We start from the raw sequence: 18,335 nt of genomic DNA on the forward strand, positions 1-18,335 counted from the left end.
GCCCGGTCGCGCGTGCTGGCCGGGTCAACAAACTAAATTTTATAAAACAGTGTATTGGGGGCAATGGGCGACGGCACAAAGCCAAAATACAGATCGTGACGCAGTTGTCGCCGGGGAAGCCACTCATCCCCGGCAATCACGTCAGAACGCGGTGGTTATCTTGCGCTGCTTTTGCATTTCCGCCAGCGTCTCACCGGTGATTTTGCTTAACGCAGAGGTTGGACAGACGTCAATACAGGCCGGGCCGCGCTCGCGCCCGCGGCAGAGATCGCACTTCACAATCGTTGCCGACTGATTTTTAGCTGACGCAATGTTAATCACGCCAAACGGACAGGCCACCACGCAGCTCTGACAGCCGATACAGCGGGAATCATCGGCTTCAACCCGCTCGTCCCCCATACTTAATGCACCTACCGGGCACGCCCCCACGCAGGGGGCATTTTCACATTGATGACACATCACCGGCACGCTAAGCGTATCCAGACGCAGCACCGTTAAGCGCGGCGCGAACGCCGCAGACTCTGTGGCATGTTCCAGCGCGCAGGCTATCTCGCAGGTGCGACAGCCGATACAGGACGCCGGATTAGCCATGATAAAGCTGGTCATGCCCCCTCCTTACTCTTAAACAGCGTCAGCATTTCACTGGCGGCCTGACGCCCCGCCACCATCGCCGTGACCACCAGGTCAGCGCCATGTACCGCGTCACCGCCGGCAAAAATCTTGTCATTGCTGGTTTGCGTGGTGCCGCGACCGCTGCCACCGGTGCGGATTTGGCCCCAACGGTCCAGCTGCACGCCATGGCCGCGTAGCCACGGCATATCGTGGGCCTGGAAGCCAAATGCCATGATCAGCACATCCGCCTGGAGCTCAAAGCCGGAGCCAACAATCGGTCTTGGACGACGACGTCCGTCCGGGCCGGGTTCCCCCATGTCGGTGCGGATCATACCGATCGCGCTGACCTGTCCCTTACGGTTGCGCTGGATATACTGCGGCTGGACGTTGAACTGGAATTCCACACCTTCCTCCCGCGCGTTGACCACCTCTTTTTTCGACCCCGGCATGCTCAACTCGTCTCGACGATAAGCGCAGGTCACGCTCGCGGCCCCGCGTCGCACCGCCGTACGCAGGCAGTCCATCGCAGTATCGCCACCGCCCAGCACCACGACGTGCTTGCCCTGGATATCGATAAGCGGGTACTCCGGACTCTCTTCCAGCCCCATCACCTCGCGGGTGCTGGCAATCAGGAACGGCAGCGCCTGGATCACACCCGGCGCGTCTTCACCTTCGAGCCCCGCCGCCATCAGGCCATAGGTACCGACGCCAAGGAACACCGCGTCGTAATTGGCGACTAAATCATTGAAGTCGACATCACGCCCAACTTCCTGGTTCAGATGGAATTGAATGCCCATTTCGCTGAAGATCGTCCGGCGCATACCGAGGATCCCTTTATCCAGCTTGAATGGCGGGATGCCGAACGTCAGCAGCCCGCCAATTTCCGGATGCTTATCAAAAACATCCACCTGCACACCTGCGCGCGCCAGAATATCGGCGCAGCCCAACCCGGCAGGCCCGGCGCCAATAATGGCGACCCGCTCCTTACGCGGCGTCACGCCAACCACCTGCGGACGCCAGCCCATCGCCAGCGCGGTGTCGGTGATGTAGCGTTCGAGATTGCCAATCGCGACCGAGCCGCCTTCGTTTTTCAGCGTGCATGCCCCTTCACATAAACGATCCTGCGGACAAACGCGGCCACAGATTTCCGGCAGCGAACTGCTCTGGTGGCACAGCTCCGCCGCTTCAATGATTTTTCCTTCATTAACCAGGCGAATAAAATCGGGAATGTGGTTATGCAGCGGACAGGTCCAGTTGCACCACGCTTTCTGCGCGCAGCTCAGGCAGCGTTCGCTCTCATATTCTGCGGCTGAGCAGGACAAACCGTAGTAAATCTCCTCGAAATGCGTTTTGCGCAGCGCGGCGTCCACCTTCCCGGCGCCGACGCGAGGCGGTTTTGCCAGAAACATTTCGCGACGGCCTGTCTGACGGGGCTGCACCGGCTGTCCGAGCACAGTTCGCGTCTGGCGCTCGCGGCGTAATTTTTCAAGCTGTTGTTCGTCCATCAAGCGCAGCGCCTGCGTTGGGCAAGTTGCCACACAGGCCGGTTGCCCGCTGGGATGTTTGCTACACAGGTCGCATTTCTGCGCCAGCTGTGGCGCATCTTCATTGGCGGCCACCATTTCGATGGCCCCGAACGGGCAACTGATGACGCAATTCTTACAACCTATGCATTTTTCCTGCTTCAGTTGAATGCTGTTATCGGCGAAATAAAGGGCGTCGGTTGGGCAGGAAGCCACACAGGGCGCGTCGTTACAGTGGTGACAGGTGGCGGTACGACTCTCTTTACGGTGGAAAACAACATGAATACGCGGCATGAAATCCTGCCGATGTAACGGCCAGTTATCCTGATGATGGGCGGTAACGCAGGCAACCTCGCAGGCATGACAACCAATACAGCTGGCGGCATCAGCAACAATAAATCGGTTCATTAGCTTCCCTTTTATTATTCAGATATTCATCAAGGGTCGCGATGCAATATTCAGGCGCATTTTTGGTTTCGCGTCTGTCGAGGTGATTTTTTGCGATACAGGTCAAATAAACCGGTCATATATAAAATAATGCTCATAAAATCATGGCATTAATAATTAATCTCATTTAGCCATTCCAGACGTCGTTCTCTTCGCCCCTACCAAAATGAGAGATAAATACTCTCATAGTGATAGCCGGTATTTTACCGCCCTTTCATTCCGCGTTGTCACCCCGGAATAATATCCGGCAAGTCGTGATTCCATTCACAAAAATATTATTTGCTTCCGATAACGGTTAATTCTGGCACAGCTTACGCATAGATATCGCCGTGCGCGCAACATGCTGATGACAACATCAGTTCAGGGAGGCGATAACTGCCTTCGAATCGTAACTTCCGCTCTCGCTGGGGCGAAAGTCGTACAGGAGATAACCACTTCATGAAAGATTCAGCCATTCCTGCCTCACGCCCGACGGCATCAACCGCGCCGGTCGATGAGGTTTTGCCGATTATGCAAATGATTCTCTACGGACTGCAGCACGTGCTGGTGATGTACGCAGGTGCGGTAGCCGTTCCCCTGGTGGTGGGCAGCGCGGTTGGCTTGCCCGCCGAGCACATTATTTTACTGATCAGCGCCGATCTATTTATCTGCGGCGCGGCCACCATTGTTCAGTCGATGGGGATTCGCCCCTGGCTCGGCTGCCGTTTGCCGCTGATTCAGGGCTGTACCTTCGCCGCGCTCATCCCGATGGTGCTGATCGGCAAAGAATACGGCATCGGCACCATTTCCGGTTCGGTGATTGTTTCGGGGATATTTATCCTCTGCTGCGCGCCGTGGATTAGCCGTCTGATTCGCTTCTTTCCCAAGGTGGTGATGGGCGGTATCGTGACGTTGATTGGTCTGTCGATCATGCCGGTGGCCGGCGGGTGGATCGGCGGCGGAAGCAGTGAAATGGAAGGATTTGGCGACCTGTTTTCGCTGCTGATGGCCGCGATCACGCTGGTTATTATCCTTAATCTGTATACCTTTGCTACCGGAGTAGTCAAAAACACCGCCGTACTCATTGGGCTGATTATTGGCACTATTCTCTGGAGCTTCTTCAAGCCGCTCGACTTTCACCTCGTGAACGCTACCCCGTGGCTGCACCTGCCGTCGGTGATGCAGTTTGCCCGCCCGGAGTTTCATATCGTGCCCGTCGCCCTGCTCTCTATGGTAATGGTGGTGGTGATGGTGGAGACCATGTCCTCAATTATGGCCACCGGCGATATTGTCGGTAAGAAAGTGGATGCCACCATGCTGCGCAACGGTCTGAACACCTGCGGGCTGGCCACCACCATCTGCGGATTCTTCAACCTCTTCCCCTATGCTGCCTTTGCGCAGAACGTCGGGTTAATCGGCCTGACCGGTGTTCGCAGCCGCTTTGTCGTCTCGGCCTCAGGGGCGATTCTCATTTTGATGGGCGTGTTCTCGAAAATGGCCGCGCTGGTGGTGCTGATCCCCAAACCGATCCTCGGCGGTGCCGGGATCGTCATGTTTGGCATGGTCGCCGTCTCCGGTATTCGTACCCTGGGACAGGTCAACTACCGTAACAATAACAATGGGATGGTGGTCGCACTGACCCTCGGTCTCGGCATGATGCCGGTGCTGGTGCCCAACCTGTTCACCCAGTTCCCCCCCATGATGCAGCTTTTCCTGCACAGTGGTATCACCATCGGGACGCTCACGGCCATCGTTGCCAACCTGACGCTCAACGGCAGCGTGCCGTTGCGTATTTCTCACGATGTACCGGAACCCGATCCGCTGCCGCCGAGCGCTGCGGCGCGAAATATGGCGGTGCGCACCGTCCGTATGTGGCTGCTGCTGCGCAAAGTGCAGAAAGGTCAACAACCACAACACAGCGCGGGGGAATAATGCACAACCGACTCATACTGGCGCTGCTGGCGCTGGCGTTAATGACGATCCCCGCCGTCCAGCAGGCCATTGCCTTTGGGGTGAGCAGCCGTTTTGATTTTGGGCTGCTGTTTTAGCGTTTTACCATTATCTGGAGAGTCATGATGAAGAAAGTGACCACCGTCTGCCCTTACTGTGCCGCTGGCTGCAAGCTGCAGCTGGTGGTTGAGGACGGGCGGATCGTGCGCGCAGAAGCGGCGATGGGCAAAAATAACCAGGGGACGCTGTGTCTGAAAGGCTACTACGGCTGGGATTTTGTCCACGATACCCGCATTCTGACGCCACGGCTGCAAACGCCAATGATCCGTCGCCAGCGTGGCGGCAAACTGGAAGCCGTTTCGTGGAACGAGGCGCTGGATTACGTCGCCGCGCGGCTTAGCGAGATCAAAGCAAAATATGGCCCCGACGCCATTCAAACCACCGGTTCTTCGCGGGGTACCGGCAACGAAACTAACTATGTGATGCAAAAGTTCGCCCGCGCGGTCATCGGCACCAATAACGTTGACTGCTGCGCGCGCGTCTGACACGGCCCTTCGGTTGCAGGTCTGCACCAATCGGTCGGTAACGGCGCAATGAGCAATGCCATCACCGAAATTGATAACAGTGAGCTGGTGTTTATCTTCGGCTACAATCCGGCAGATTCTCACCCTATCGTCGCCAATCATGTGCTTAATGCGAAGCGAAATGGCGCCAAAATTATTGTCTGTGATCCACGGCGTATAGAAACCGCCCGGATTGCCGATATGCATCTGGCGCTAAAAAATGGTTCGAATATCGCGCTGTTAAACGCTATCGGCCACGTCATTATTGCGGAGGATCTCTACGACAAATCTTTCGTTGCCCAGCGTTCTGAGGGCTTTGAAGAGTACCGTAAAATCGTCGAAGGCTATCCGCCGGAGTCGGTTGAAGAGATTACCGGCGTCAGCGCGCAGGACATTCGCGCGTGCGCCCGACTGTATGCCCGCGCCACGACGGCCACGATTCTTTGGGGCATGGGCGTCACCCAGTTCTACCAGGGGGTAGAAACGGTGCGCGCTCTGACCAGCCTGGCGATTCTGACCGGCAATCTTGGCAAAGCGAGCGTCGGCGTCAACCCGGTTCGCGGGCAAAATAACGTTCAGGGGGCCTGTGATATGGGCGCCCTGCCGGATACCTATCCGGGCTATCAGTTCGTTAACGTTGCCGAAAACCGCGAGAAGTTCGCCAAAGCCTGGGGCGTCGAAAGCCTGCCGGCTCATACTGGCTATCGTATCAGCGAACTACCGCATCGGGCAGCGAACGGGGAAGTCCGTGCTGCGTACATTATGGGTGAAGATCCGTTACAAACCGACGCCGAGCTGTCGGCGGTGCGTAAGGCGTTTGCGACGCTGGAGCTGGTGATTGTGCAGGACATTTTCATGACCAAAACCGCTGCGGCGGCCGACGTCATCCTCCCCTCGACGTCGTGGGGCGAGCATGAAGGGGTTTATACTGCCGCAGACCGGGGCTTCCAGCGCTTCTTTAAAGCGGTGGAGCCGCAGTGGGATCTGAAAACCGACTGGCAAATTATTAGCGAAATCGCCACCCGCATGGGCTATCCGATGCACTACCGTAACACTCAGGAAATCTGGGATGAATTGCGGCACTTGTGTCCGGATTTCTTCGGCGCCACCTATGAGAAAATGGGTGAGCTCGGGTACGTACAGTGGCCATGTCGGGATGAATCACCGGCGGATAAGGGAACCTCATGGCTGTTTGCCGATCGCTTCTCCACGGCAAACGGGCTGGCGAAATTCTTCACCTGTGATTGGGTAGCGCCAATCGATAAATTAACGGAAGAATTTCCCATGGTGCTCTCGACGGTACGCGAGGTAGGCCACTACTCCTGCCGTTCGATGACCGGCAACTGTTCAGCGCTCTCGACGCTGGCCGACGAACCGGGTTATGCGCAGATCAATACCGCCGACGCAGCGCGTTTAGGTATTGCCGATGAATCGCTGGTGTGGGTGAACTCACGTAAAGGGCGAATTATTACCCGGGCCAAAGTCAGCGAAAGGCCCAATAAAGGGGCGATTTACATGACCTACCAGTGGTGGGTCGGCGCCTGTAACGAGCTGGTCACGGAAAATCTTAGCCCAGTCACCAAAACGCCGGAGTACAAGTATTGTGCGGTGCGGGTAGAGGCGATTGCCGATCAGGCGGCAGCGGAACGCTATGTCATAGAAGAGTATGCGAAGCTCAAAGCACAACTACGGGAATGCAGCGAGAGTCATGCGTAATCGGCGTTGGGGAGGTTTCAACCTCCCCGGGGCGCCATCACCGCGTTATGACTTTAAGGCGTGGTGAATTGAATCAAGAATCGGCTGGTAGCCGGTACAGCGACAGATATTACCTTCCAGTACATCCTTCAGTTGTTCATCACTCGGCTGCGGCACCTCTTGCAGCAGCGCGGTCGTGCTGACCAGCACGCCCGGCGTACAGAATCCGCACTGAACGCCGCCTTTCTCAACAAAAGCATTCTGCAATTTTTGCGTAATGGGGTTGTCGTTTAACCCTTCCAGGGTGGTGATTTCCGCCTCATCGCACTGTTCTGCCAGCACCAGACAGGAACAGACCGCTTTGCCGTCCATCATCACCGTACAGGCACCGCATTCACCAATAGAGCAGCCTTCTTTTGTCGCGGTTAGCTTCAGGGTGTTGCGAACCAAATCCAGCAGACGCATATTGCCTTCGACCTTAGCTTCCACCAGTTTGCCGTTGACCTTCACTTTAATGATACTCATCTCGTTGTCCTCGACAGGGCGCCGGGCGCCCTGCTTTCATTGATTATTGAGCGGATGCCTGCGTCATCATGTCGCGGAACATGCTGACAAAAACCGGCTGCTTATAGGCGGCAGACCAGCGTTTGCCGATCGCGGCATAAATCAGCTTGTCCAGCACCTCGCAGGCGCTATCAACGGTTTGCGGCGTGATACGCTGCCCCACCAGGCAGCGCTCGACATCGAGCAGACGCTGCGGTTTGCTGAATAACGCGCCGTCGACCAGACGGCAGTAGCTCACGGTACCGTCAGCGGTGAATTCCAGCAGCGCGGTTAAGCTCTGGCGGGTAATGTTCAGTGCATTACGTCGTCCAAGCTGATGGTAGAACCCCTTCGCTTTTGGGTGCGCCGGCGGCGGAAGGATCACGCGCGTCAGCAGTTCATCTGGCTGGCGTTGCGTTTTGTAGCCAGAGAGCAGGAACTCGGCCAGTGACATACGCCGTGTGGCAGCATGGGAACGCAGTTCAACGCTGGCGTCGTAGAGAATCGACGGCGGGATGGAGTCACCACATGGCGCCGCGTTGACGATATTGCCGCCGATGGTGGCGCGGTTACGAATCTGGTGTGAGCCGACGGTATGACAGGCCTGCACCAGCAGCGGGTAACGTTCGCGCAGCAGAGGGTGGTCGGTAATACGGTTAAAGGTGACCGCGGCGCCAATCGACACTTCGTGGCTTTGCGGGTCTTCCGTCACCTGAGTCAGTTCGCTGAGACGAGAGATATCAACCAGCTTCACCGATTTGGTTTGCAGACGCCCCTGAACGATCACATCGGTCCCCCCTGCGATGACCGTGACACCGTCACTTTCAAGCAGCGCCAGGGCTTCATCCAGCGTCTTCGGGCGCGTCACCGTAACGTCTGTCAGCCGCAGCACCTGCTTTTTGTTCTCCTGTTCAATCATCAGTTCACTTTGCCGTGCCGGTTTTTTCAGGTTATAGCCAAGAATCACCTGTTCCAGCGTCAGCGGCAGCTTATTAAAACGCGTGCCTAGCGCAAAACTTACGGCGTTATTGATGGCGGCGGCCGCCAGTTCAGTCGCCGGTTCGCCGATACCTTTTGCCCCAAGCGGGCCTGCTTTATCCGGGTTTTCCACCCCGATCACCGTAATGGCGGGAATGTCCTTGATCGTTGGCAGCAGGTAGCTATCAAAGTTCTCCGACTTCACCTGGCCGTGCTCAATATTGAAATCTTCCAGTAGTGCGTAGCCGAAGCCCTGCGCCACGCCGCCGCATACCTGCCCTTCAAAACCGACGGGATTGAGCACCTGACCGACATCATGCGCGGCGGTGACGTGCAGCAGGTCGGTCTTACCCGTGCTGATGTTCACCCGCACTTCCGCCACCTGGCAACCATATACCCAGGTGAAGTACGGGCTGCCACAGCCTTTTTCTTCATCCCAGTGGATCGGCGGCGGCACAAACCAACCGTATTCCGTCAGGCTGACGCTGGCCCATTTAGTTTTATTAACCGCATCTTTAAACGCGATACGTTGGCTATCATCTTGTTTATTGATGATAAAACCGTCCTGCCAGCGGGTATCTTCAAGTCGCGTCGCGCCGATGGTCTCACCCACGACGCTCAGAATACGGCGCTTAATTTTCTCTGCCGCGTCCAGAATCGCCCCGCCGCCAACCATCGTCCCGCGCGTGGCCGCCGTTGAGCCCCCGTCGCCGATCACCGAGGTGGGCGGTTCACTGAAGTGAATGTCGGCCATCGCGATCCCGAAAGCTTCAGCGGCGATTAGCGACATGGTGGTCTGTAGCCCCTGACCGTTTTCCGACACCGACGTGGAGAGGTTGACGCTGCCGTCCTCGTTCACCTGAATCAACGCCGTTGAGGTATCGACACCTTCCGCACCAATGGAGCAGCCGCGGTAGCTGAGCGCTAACCCAATGCCGTAGCGATATACGCCACCCTGTTCGTTCAGCACATGGTAATGCTTACGCTTGGCCATAAACTCCGCCGAGGCGGCGGCCTTTTTCAGCACCTCGAGTGCCGACACCGTATGCTGATCGAAAACCTGGCCAGTGACGGACGTATCGCCTTGACGTAATGCGTTGATTTCACGTATTTCAACCGGGGAAATATTCAGATACTCGGCAATTTCATCCATCAACGATTCATTCGCATAAACCACCTGCGGGGAACCAAAACCGCGCATCGCCGAGGTATAACTGTTGTTGGTGTATATCGCTTTCACATCAATATGCACATTAGGAATGGCGTAAGGACCTGCCGCCTGTACGGAAGAACGCCAGGTCACAAACGGTGATGACGCGGCATAGCCCCCGCTGTCGGCGAGAATATCGACTTTCATCGCCTGGATACGTCCGGCGTCGCTAAAGCCGACTTTGTATTTCATTTTGTACGGGTGGCGCTTGCAGCTTTCAATAATGGACTGTTCACGGGTATAGGCGAACTTGATTGGTTTTCCGGTCAACCGTGTCAGCAGCGCGGAGCGGCAGGCAAGATGATCAATCACATCATCTTTACCGCCAAACGAACCGCCCATCACCGCGCGCTTGACGTTAATCTGGCTCTGCGGGCAGCCCATAAATTTGGCCACAAAGCCGCGCACGCGGTGCGGGTTCTGAATGGAGCCGGAAATAATCAGGCTGCCATCGGTAGGATCAAGCCAGGTCAGTACCACTTCCGGCTCAATGTAGGCGTGTTCCTGGAAGCCCACCTCATATTCGCGTTCAAGGATATGCCGGGAATCGGCAAATCCCTTTTCGATATCGCCTTTCAACGTGTGGTGATGCGCGGCAATATTGTCGTCGCGCTCCGGGTGAATTCGCCGTGCATCCGGCGCCAGCGCGGATTCCACGTCGGTTAGCGGCGCATACGGCGTGTAGCGCACGTGAATTTTGTCAGCCGCTTCGCATGCCGCCTCATAGGTGGTTGCGGCGACGACGGCGATCACGTCGCCGTGAAAGACCACCTCATCTTTGACGATTGGCAGGTAATCTTTAACGATAACGCCGACCACCGGCGTGCCGGGAATATCCTGCCAGGTGGCAATCCTGACCACACCCTCTACCGCCAGCGCGTCGCTGAGATCCAGTTCTTCGATTTTGCCCGCCGGGATATCCGCATAGCGGCAGACGCCGTAGAGCATATCCGGCAACGTAATATCATCGCCGTATAGGGCGGTTCCTTTGACTTTCGCCAATCCATCCACGCGTCCTGGCGACGCTGAACGCAAAGCACACATAACGCTCCCCTTATTATCAATCCTGTAAGTAGTTACGGGAAAAGCCCATCGCTACGTACAAATCCAAGATTTATGCCAGAGATCAACGAGGTGGCTGTTAGGGTTCGTTTTTGTGATTGCGCCCGCGTTAATGGTCAATCACAGGGAGAAATCGGCCTGTCGAACGAGGAGTGGGCAGAGAATTCGTGTCGTGCTGTCGGTGAATTATCAAAGTAATAATCGGTTTTTATCAAAATAATAATGGCTTAGCGCGTATTAACCGAACATTCACTGTCAAGGGTCAGTAAAGGTAACGCTCCCTGCTGGCTAAGCGATTGACTTCGCCGCAAATAGTACGAAAATGTTCCCCACTCGTGACAACCCGAATAACGGCACCTATGACTTCCAGCTCTTTTCGTTTTTCCCGCCTCTCCACCCTGAAAAAGGCCAGCGCGCTGATCGTTGCCGCATTTTTACTGGTTAGCTGCGATTCGAAACAATCGACGACGCCCTCCTCTACCGTGAAACCGGGCAGTTCACAGCAGAGCAACGAACCGATGCGCGGCGTCTGGCTAACCACGGTGTCACGTCTTGACTGGCCGCCGATAAGCTCCATCAATGCGCCTGACGCCACCCTGCGCGTCGAACAACAGCAAGCCGCGCTGCGGGCAAAACTCGATAAGCTGAAAAGTCTCGGCATCAATACCGTTTTTTTCCAGGTAAAACCGGACGCAACGGCGCTATGGAAATCGGACATTCTGCCCTGGTCTGATGTGATGACCGGCAATATTGGCGAATATCCTGGCTACGATCCGCTGCAGTTTATGCTCGATGAAGCGCACAAACGCGGCATGAAAGTCCATGCCTGGTTTAACCCGTATCGGGTTTCGACCAATACCAAACCCTCAACCGTCACCGCGCTCAATAACACCCTGTCGATGACGCCTCCGAGCGTGTTTGTGTTACATCGTGACTGGATTCGCACGGCCAGTGACCGTTTTGTCCTCGACCCCGGTATTCCGGAAGCGCGTGATTGGATCACCAGCATCGTTGCCGAGGTGGTATCGCGCTATGACATCGATGGCGTGCAGTTTGATGATTATTTCTATACCGAAACCGCCGGTTCTTCGCTGAACGACACCGTGACCTTCCGCCGCTACGGTCAGGGGTTTGCCTCGAAAGCGGACTGGCGTCGACACAATACGCAGGAATTGATCGCCCAGGTCTCCCGCACCATTAAGCAGTTGAAGCCGAATGTCGAGTTTGGCGTGAGTCCTGCCGGCGTATGGCGTAACCGTTCGCACGATCCGGCGGGATCGGAGACTCGCGGTGCAGCAGCCTACGATGAATCCTATGCCGATACCCGTCAGTGGGTGCAGCAGGGTTTGCTCGATTATATCGCCCCGCAGATTTACTGGCCGTTTGCCCGTGATGCGGCGCGTTACGACGTGCTGGCCAAATGGTGGGCTGACGTGGTTAAACCGACCAACACGCGCCTTTATATTGGCATCGCGCTGTATAAAGTGGGCGAACCCTCGAAGAATGAGCCGGACTGGAGCATCGAAGGCGGTGTGCCGGAGCTGAAAAAGCAGATTGACCTGAATGAGTCGGCCGCCAACATCAATGGAACGATTCTGTTCCGCGAAGCTTATCTGGAACAACCGCAAACGCAGCAGGCCGTTGATTATTTAAGAAGCCGCTGGGGGAAATAATAACCACAAGGAATCAGCCACTACTGGCTGATTCCTTTAATAAAAATCGAGATAAGTTACATCGGTGTGAATTATAATCAGTAATATCTTTTTATCTCACCAATAATAAGAAAAAAAGCTTGCAGCCGCTGCGGCGGTACCCGTAGTATCGAAAACAAGCACAATGAATAAATAATAACAACGACCTCATCCCTCTACATTTCTTTCCCGTTTGGATACCCAATAATTCGCCCATTAACGTTCGCGTTATTCTCGATATATATGAGTACTATGACTAAAGACACCGTAATATCTCGTCCTCAATGGACGAAAAAGGACACCATCTGGATGATGGGTGTGTATGGCGCTACCGTCGGAGCAGGCACGCTTTTCCTGCCGGTAGAAATCGGCACGCGCGGTCCGCTCGTCTTTATTCTCCTGCTTCTACTCGGTTTCCCGCTATCGTTAGTACCGCACGTGCTGATTTGCCGCGTTTTTATGCGCGATAATGCCGGGCAAACGCAAAACGACCGCACGCTGCCGCTCTTCGGCTCTTTCTTCGGCGCCAAAGGCCGCCAGGCAATGAAGCTGTTTTTCTGCGTCGCGCACTATCCTGTGACGTTGGTGTACGCCGTTTCGCTCATTAATGCCCTCAGCCATTTCCTTAACGAACGTCTGCATTTCGCCGGCTTCAACCGCGCCTCTCTGATGCTGGTCGTGCTTGCGATTTTGCATCTCGTGCTGAGTAAAGGCCGCGATAAAGTCGTCAGTACTATGAGCGCACTGGCGTTACCGTTCGCCATCGCCATCATTGTGGTGGCCGCTTCGCAAATCCCGGCATGGGATATCAGCAACATCACCCACGCCTGGCAGTTGACTCACGCCACCTCGGTTGGTAATTCACTGAAAGATTTGTGGCTGACGCTGCCGCTGATCGCCTTTTCACTCTGCTCCGCGCCGCTGATTCCCGCGTTGGCCTCCTGGTATCGCGAACCGGGCAACGGTGGGGAAACCCAATCCGTTCGCGTGATTCGTCGCGCCTATGGTCTGATATTCTTCAGCATTATTTTCTTCGTACTGAGCTGCATTTTGAGCACCCCGCGCGAAACCTTTGAAATGGCCAAAGCGCAAAACCTCAACGTGCTGTCGGTTATCGGCGGTAATGACGGTATGAATGTGATGATCTATCTGGCACCGCTGATTGCGATTCTGGGAATGACCAAATCATTTTTAGGTATTTCAATGCCGGTGGCCGAAACATTTAACGTATTGGCAACGGACCTGTTGGGTATTAAACGGACCAGCCATATTAAGCAGATTAAATTAATGATTTCGGTCTTAATGTTTATCGTCACATCGGTGGTGGTTTATATTAACCCGGATGTCATTAATATGATCGAAACACTTTGTGGCCCGTTAATTGCCATTTTCCTGTTTATTATTCCAACCTGGTTAATCTTCACCCGGGCTGCGCTGAAACCGATGCGCGGTGTGGTCTCAATCATGGTGATGATCAGCGGCATTCTGACAGTATCCGCGCTGCTTTACGGGATGTTCTGAAAACAAGCTGACTCAAGGGTGGCATAGTGGCCTATGCCACCCTCACGCATTAACGATAAACGTACATCCCGCCTTCCTTTCCCCGGCTAAACAGCACCTGCCAGAGTTCAATATCGCGGGCGCGAAATGCGCCGGCACAGGCACACAGGTAGTAATTAAACATCCGACGGAAACGCGGCGTATAACGTAGGGCCAGTTCGGGCCAGGCGTCGTTAAAACGTTGATGCCATGCCATCAAGGTTTTGTCGTAATCACTGCCAAAGTTGTGCCAGTCCTCCATGATCAGCCGTTTTTCGCTCACGCTGGCGATCTGACGAATCGAAGGCAAACACCCGTTCGGGAAAATGTACTTGTTGATCCACGGGTCGACGTTTACACCACTTTCATTGCTGCCAATGGTATGCAACAAAAACAGCCCCTCTTTCTTCAGGCAGCGGTCAACTACGCTAAAGTAGGTGTCATAGTTTTTCGGCCCGACGTGCTCGAACATCCCCACAGACACAATGCGATCGTACGTTCTATCCAGGTCGCGATAATCCTGAAGCAGAATCGTGACGTCTAAACCTTCACCGCGCTGCTGGGCCATTTTCTGCTGCTCTTGCGAGATGGTCACGCCATCAACGCTAACGCCATAGTGTTGCGCGGCGTAGGCTGCCAGCCCTCCCCAGCCGCAGCCAATATCCAGCAGACGCATACCTGGCTTGAGCTGTAATTTTTCACAAATCATCTTCAGCTTGGCATTTTGCGCCTGCTCAAGCGTCTCCGCTTCTCGCCAGTAAGCGCAGGAGTATTGCATGTGGGGATCAAGCATGCGGGCGAAGAGATCGTTGCCAATATCGTAGTGTTCTTTGCCAACAATCCAGGAACGTCGACGCGTCTGGAGATTAAATAATCGTGCACCGGCAATGCGCAGAATATCTTTCAGGTTTCCCGGCATCTGTTTATCCAGTTTGCCTTTGAGAATTTTATAGAACAACACATCCAGTCGGTCGCAATCCCACCAACCATCCATATAACTTTCGCCAAAACCGAGAGAACCTTGCTGAAAAACACGCTTAAAAAAATCAGCATGATGAACCTGAATATCCCAGGGGCGCGAACCGTTAATCTTAATATCCGCCTGCTGAAGCAGTTCTTTAGCCATTCGCGACCAATTATCATTCAATTCTTCAACATTTATTACGTCAGAGCAAACCGTCGCCATAATCCTAATCCGTCATCAAGTCATTTTATTCTGCGTGAGATTATCATTGATAACACGATGGTATGTATTATGATGTCAGGACATTATTTATCGAGTAGACGCCATTATGGTCGACAAGCGCCCCCCTTTTTCCAGCATACAGCCTAAGAAGTGGTTTTCATCGCAGGATGATTCGATGAAAGAGCTGCCGCAGTCGGTTTATTTTCGCTCATATGTGCTTGAAGCCAATAATCATGTTGCCGACCACAGCCATGTCTTCACCCAATTCCATTTTGCCCGTACCGGTAGTATGCGCATCGACGTGGCGGGAAAATGTTGGGTGATTCCTGCGCATTATGGAATCTGGATCCCACACAACATCACGCATGCGGTATGGGCGCTGGATGATGTGTACCTGGAGAGCGTGGATGTTGAACCGGCATTTTTACCCGAGCCGATCAACGAGTGTAAAATGGTGGCAATCAGCGATTTTGCCCGCGAATTCATTCATTATGCCACCACAAACACGCCAGAACGCTATGACATTTCCGGTAAAGAGGGTCAACTGGTGAGCGTGCTGCTGGATGTTCTTTTGCAGCTTCCGGAGGTGGAGTTGATGTTACCGTGGCCGCATGATGATGCTCTGATAAAGGTATGCAGAACGATTCAGGAATCACCAGGACTGGAACATTCAATGGAATATTGGGCCGATCATCTGGGCATGTCGGCCCGTACTTTTTCCCGTCATTTTAAAAAAGAGACCGGTCTACCTTTTAGCGCGTGGAAACAGAAAATGCGTATTCTGGAGTCGGTCATGCTGCTGAAGAAAAACAAAAATGTCACCGCCGTAGCGTTAGAGGTGGGTTATTCGAGCACGGCTGCATTTAGTTATGCTTTCCGCCAGGCTTTGGGCGTTCCTCCTTCCAGTTATTAATGGATAGGTTTGCTTCTGGGATTATATTTATAGATAAACGCACTCGATCTTCCGGTGAGCAGCTGGACTTCTTTAATGCTATATCCTTGCTGTAGCAACTGCTGAATTCTTATTTTATCGCGCTCAATATTTTGCTTCTTTTCGTTTCCTGTGAGCGCTACAGCAGGTGATTTTATTTGCAAATGTAAACTGCAGAGATCTATTTTTTCCGCTGCCAGTCGGCACTGGGTTTTATCAGCGTCAAAATGTGTAGAGACTTCCCGCCAGATACGTAGAGCACGGCGGTAAAAACCTTTCGTTTCGTTAAGTTGGGCGAGCACAATGAGTGCATTAACTTCTGCGGACATAATCAAAGACCCAGTAATGAATGGACAGTACGCGTATGCGCTATGGCTGACTTCATTTGTATGATAAATACAAATTCCCCGTACTGTCTACGGACAACCTGCTCTTTTTACATACTGATTTTTCATACTTTCCATGCCTGAATGGCATCGTTGCGGTACCAGACAGTAGAAAATTGGCCCAATTTCATCGAAAACTGGCTTTCAGCCAATGGCGAGATTTTGCCGCTGCCGCATACTGTCTTCAGTGACCCCAACACAGGATTTTGACGATGGACATCATGCAAATACGCAATGCGACTCAGTTGATCGCTTATGCGGGTAAACGTTTCCTTATTGACCCAATGCTGGCGGCAAAAGACGCCTATCCTGGCTTTGCAGGCAGCGCACGCGCTCACCTTCGTAACCCGATGGTTGAATTGCCAGTCCCCATCGAGCGCCTGCTGGATGTGGACGCCATCATCGTGACACATACCCATCCCGACCATTGGGACGACGCTGCGGCGGCTTTGATTCCGAAATCTATGCTGATTTATGTGCAGAATGCCAGCGACGAGGCCATGCTCCGCGCTCAGGGGTTTACCCAATTACGCCAGCTTTCCGACACCAGCCGCTATGGCGATATCATGTTGACCAAAACCCACGGTCAACATGGTTCTGACGCCGCCTATGCGATTCCTGAGCTGGCTCAGCGTTTGGGGGAAGCCTGCGGTGTGGTATTCCAGCATCCTGATGAAAAAACGCTCTATCTGATCGGAGATTCAATCTGGACCAAAGGTATTGAAGAGAACCTGCGCCAGTATCAGCCCGATGTGCTTATCATGAATACCGGTTGGGCACACCTGCTGGGTTTTGGCCCCATCATCTTCGGAATGGAAGATGTCCTCAAAGCCCACAGCCTGTTACCGCAAGCGCAGATCGTCGCCACCCATATGGAGGCACTCAATCACTGTCTTGTTACGCGCAGCGCCTTGCTGGACTATGCGCGCGATAATCAGATTGAAACCGTTGTCAGCGCCCCGGCTGATGGTGACACTGTCACCTATTAACAAGAGAAAAACGCTATGACCACCACCTCGGTTGCTATCGTCGCCAGCGAAGGCTTCAGCACATTTCATTTTTCGGTTCCGCTGATTCTGTTTGGCGATAGTGTCAGCAGCGAAAAGCGTTTCACTCGCTATATTTGCGCAGAAACGCCTGGAATGGTCTGGTCTAAGGAGGGCACGGCGGTCATCGCTGATGCTGATTTTTCTACCCTTGCGCAATGCGAGATTGTCATTGTTCCCTACTGGCGGGATGTGGATGAAAAACCCTCACCCGCGCTGCTCGCTGCACTGGTCGCCGCGCGTCAAAATGGCGCTACGCTGGTCGGTCTGTGCCTCGGCACCTTCGCATTGGCTTATGCGGGGTTACTGGACCATCATCGCGCCGTGACCCACTGGGAGTTTGAAAACGCGTTTCTGCGTTTATTTCCCGACGTGCGGCTCGACGTCAACGTGCTTTATACGGACGATGACGGTCTTATCACCTCCGCCGGTACCGCCGCGGCGCTGGACTGCTGTCTGTACGTTATCCGTCAGCGTTTTGGCACAAAAGTAGCCAACCAGATAGCCCGACGGATGGTCACGCCGCCCCATCGGGAAGGCGGCCAGACGCAGTACATTGAGCAAGCGCTGCCGCAACGGAGCTACGATAAACGCATCAATAATCTGCTGGATTTCTTACAGCAGAATCTCGAGACACCGCTCAGTATTGATCTGCTGGCCGAACGCGCGGCAATGAGTCGTCGCTCCTTGACCCGCCATTTCCAGAAGGCCATGGGGATGTCGATTGGGGAATGGGTGACGACAGAGCGACTGCGGCGAAGCCAACGACTGCTGGAGAGCAGCCAGCTGTCCATTGAGCAGGTTGCGGAACGTGCGGGCTTTCAGTCATCTATCACGTTTCGTCAGACCTTTCGTGAAAAAATGGGCGTCAGTCCCGGCGAGTGGCGTAAGACGTTTCAGGGATGAAGCGCCCGATGTTATCCACAGAAACGGTGCACAACCTTGTGGGTAAATAGCCTAAAAGCCGTTGATTATTGGCATGTTCATACATTGT

At 54.2% G+C, this 18,335-nt stretch carries 13 protein-coding genes; 7 read left to right on the plus strand and 6 right to left on the minus strand.

The features are described from left to right. Nucleotides 1–141 precede the first annotated feature (141 nt). Nucleotides 142–606 carry a 4Fe-4S dicluster domain-containing protein gene (locus K7B04_RS17655; protein WP_223802643.1) on the minus strand — a complete coding sequence of 155 codons (465 nt, stop codon included), beginning with the start codon at nt 604–606 and terminating at the stop codon, nt 142–144. Next, nucleotides 603–2,543, minus strand: coding sequence for a formate-dependent uric acid utilization protein YgfT (gene ygfT / locus K7B04_RS17660; protein ID WP_223802644.1), 1,941 nt, complete (start codon nt 2,541–2,543; stop codon nt 603–605). The genes K7B04_RS17655 and ygfT overlap by 4 nt, the downstream gene beginning before the upstream one ends. Before the next feature lie 477 nt (nt 2,544–3,020). Here ygfT and K7B04_RS17665 point away from each other — a divergent pair, with 477 nt between their 5' ends. Beyond that, the gene (locus K7B04_RS17665) at nt 3,021–4,493 is read left to right on the plus strand and encodes a nucleobase:cation symporter-2 family protein (protein WP_223802645.1); all 1,473 of its coding nucleotides are present in this window, start codon (nt 3,021–3,023) and stop codon (nt 4,491–4,493) included. Between the two features lie 143 nt (nt 4,494–4,636). Continuing rightward, nucleotides 4,637–6,790, plus strand: a complete 2,154-nt coding sequence (fdhF, locus tag K7B04_RS17670; RefSeq protein WP_223804188.1) for a formate dehydrogenase subunit alpha — start codon at nt 4,637–4,639, stop codon at nt 6,788–6,790. Nucleotides 6,791–6,835: 45 nt separating this feature from the next. Here fdhF and K7B04_RS17675 read toward each other — a convergent pair whose 3' ends face one another. Both K7B04_RS17675 and K7B04_RS17680 read right to left on the minus strand, forming a co-directional pair. Continuing rightward, a complete protein-coding gene (locus K7B04_RS17675; protein ID WP_163446383.1) occupies nt 6,836–7,294 on the minus strand; it encodes a (2Fe-2S)-binding protein in 459 nt (152 codons plus the stop codon). Between the two features lie 43 nt (nt 7,295–7,337). Next, on the minus strand, nt 7,338–10,544 hold the full coding sequence (locus K7B04_RS17680; protein WP_223802646.1) for a molybdopterin cofactor-binding domain-containing protein: 3,207 nt from the start codon (nt 10,542–10,544) through the stop codon (nt 7,338–7,340). 416 nt (nt 10,545–10,960) lie between these two features. Between K7B04_RS17680 and K7B04_RS17685 the strand changes: the two genes are divergently transcribed. Then, nucleotides 10,961–12,235, plus strand: a complete 1,275-nt coding sequence (locus K7B04_RS17685; RefSeq protein ID WP_163446513.1) for a glycoside hydrolase family 10 protein — start codon at nt 10,961–10,963, stop codon at nt 12,233–12,235. A 327-nt stretch (nt 12,236–12,562) separates the two neighbouring features. Then, nucleotides 12,563–13,774 (plus strand): AAA family ATPase, encoded by a 1,212-nt coding sequence (locus K7B04_RS17690; protein ID WP_223804189.1) that lies wholly within the window; start codon nt 12,563–12,565, stop codon nt 13,772–13,774. A 49-nt stretch (nt 13,775–13,823) separates the two neighbouring features. Here K7B04_RS17690 and cfa read toward each other — a convergent pair whose 3' ends face one another. Continuing rightward, nucleotides 13,824–14,978: a cyclopropane fatty acyl phospholipid synthase gene (gene cfa, locus K7B04_RS17695; RefSeq protein ID WP_167575807.1), complete on the minus strand. Its 1,155-nt coding sequence runs from the start codon at nt 14,976–14,978 to the stop codon at nt 13,824–13,826. A 175-nt stretch (nt 14,979–15,153) separates the two neighbouring features. Here cfa and K7B04_RS17700 point away from each other — a divergent pair, with 175 nt between their 5' ends. Then, nucleotides 15,154–15,891, plus strand: a complete 738-nt coding sequence (locus K7B04_RS17700) for a helix-turn-helix transcriptional regulator (RefSeq protein WP_223802647.1) — start codon at nt 15,154–15,156, stop codon at nt 15,889–15,891. Here K7B04_RS17700 and K7B04_RS17705 read toward each other — a convergent pair. Then, nucleotides 15,888–16,238: a PerC family transcriptional regulator gene (locus tag K7B04_RS17705; RefSeq protein ID WP_163446387.1), complete on the minus strand. Its 351-nt coding sequence runs from the start codon at nt 16,236–16,238 to the stop codon at nt 15,888–15,890. The genes K7B04_RS17700 and K7B04_RS17705 overlap by 4 nt on opposite strands. Nucleotides 16,239–16,507: 269 nt before the next feature. Between K7B04_RS17705 and K7B04_RS17710 the strand changes: the two genes are divergently transcribed. Together K7B04_RS17710 and K7B04_RS17715 are read left to right on the plus strand one after the other, a co-directional pair. Next, nucleotides 16,508–17,284, plus strand: a complete 777-nt coding sequence (locus tag K7B04_RS17710; RefSeq protein ID WP_223802648.1) for an MBL fold metallo-hydrolase — start codon at nt 16,508–16,510, stop codon at nt 17,282–17,284. A gap of 15 nt (nt 17,285–17,299) precedes the next feature. Continuing rightward, on the plus strand, nt 17,300–18,247 hold the full coding sequence (locus tag K7B04_RS17715) for a helix-turn-helix domain-containing protein (protein WP_223802649.1): 948 nt from the start codon (nt 17,300–17,302) through the stop codon (nt 18,245–18,247). The last annotated feature ends 88 nt before the right edge of the window (nt 18,248–18,335 follow it).

Source organism: Kluyvera sp. CRP (assembly GCF_019930565.1).
In the GTDB taxonomy this organism is placed as follows: Bacteria; Pseudomonadota; Gammaproteobacteria; order Enterobacterales; family Enterobacteriaceae; genus Kluyvera; species Kluyvera georgiana_A.

What these genes read in the sequence shown, in the direction of transcription:
- K7B04_RS17655 (WP_223802643.1), bottom strand. Translation starts at nt 606, where the DNA reads ATGACCAGCTTTATCATGGCTAATCCGGCGTCCTGTATCGGCTGTCGC.
- ygfT (WP_223802644.1), bottom strand. Translation starts at nt 2,543, where the DNA reads ATGAACCGATTTATTGTTGCTGATGCCGCCAGCTGTATTGGTTGTCAT.
- K7B04_RS17665 (WP_223802645.1), top strand. Translation starts at nt 3,021, where the DNA reads ATGAAAGATTCAGCCATTCCTGCCTCACGCCCGACGGCATCAACCGCG.
- K7B04_RS17675 (WP_163446383.1), bottom strand. Translation starts at nt 7,294, where the DNA reads ATGAGTATCATTAAAGTGAAGGTCAACGGCAAACTGGTGGAAGCTAAG.
- K7B04_RS17680 (WP_223802646.1), bottom strand. Translation starts at nt 10,544, where the DNA reads ATGTGTGCTTTGCGTTCAGCGTCGCCAGGACGCGTGGATGGATTGGCG.
- K7B04_RS17690 (WP_223804189.1), top strand. Translation starts at nt 12,563, where the DNA reads ATGATGGGTGTGTATGGCGCTACCGTCGGAGCAGGCACGCTTTTCCTG.
- cfa (WP_167575807.1), bottom strand. Translation starts at nt 14,978, where the DNA reads ATGGCGACGGTTTGCTCTGACGTAATAAATGTTGAAGAATTGAATGAT.
- K7B04_RS17700 (WP_223802647.1), top strand. Translation starts at nt 15,154, where the DNA reads ATGAAAGAGCTGCCGCAGTCGGTTTATTTTCGCTCATATGTGCTTGAA.
- K7B04_RS17705 (WP_163446387.1), bottom strand. Translation starts at nt 16,238, where the DNA reads ATGTCCGCAGAAGTTAATGCACTCATTGTGCTCGCCCAACTTAACGAA.
- K7B04_RS17710 (WP_223802648.1), top strand. Translation starts at nt 16,508, where the DNA reads ATGGACATCATGCAAATACGCAATGCGACTCAGTTGATCGCTTATGCG.
- K7B04_RS17715 (WP_223802649.1), top strand. Translation starts at nt 17,300, where the DNA reads ATGACCACCACCTCGGTTGCTATCGTCGCCAGCGAAGGCTTCAGCACA.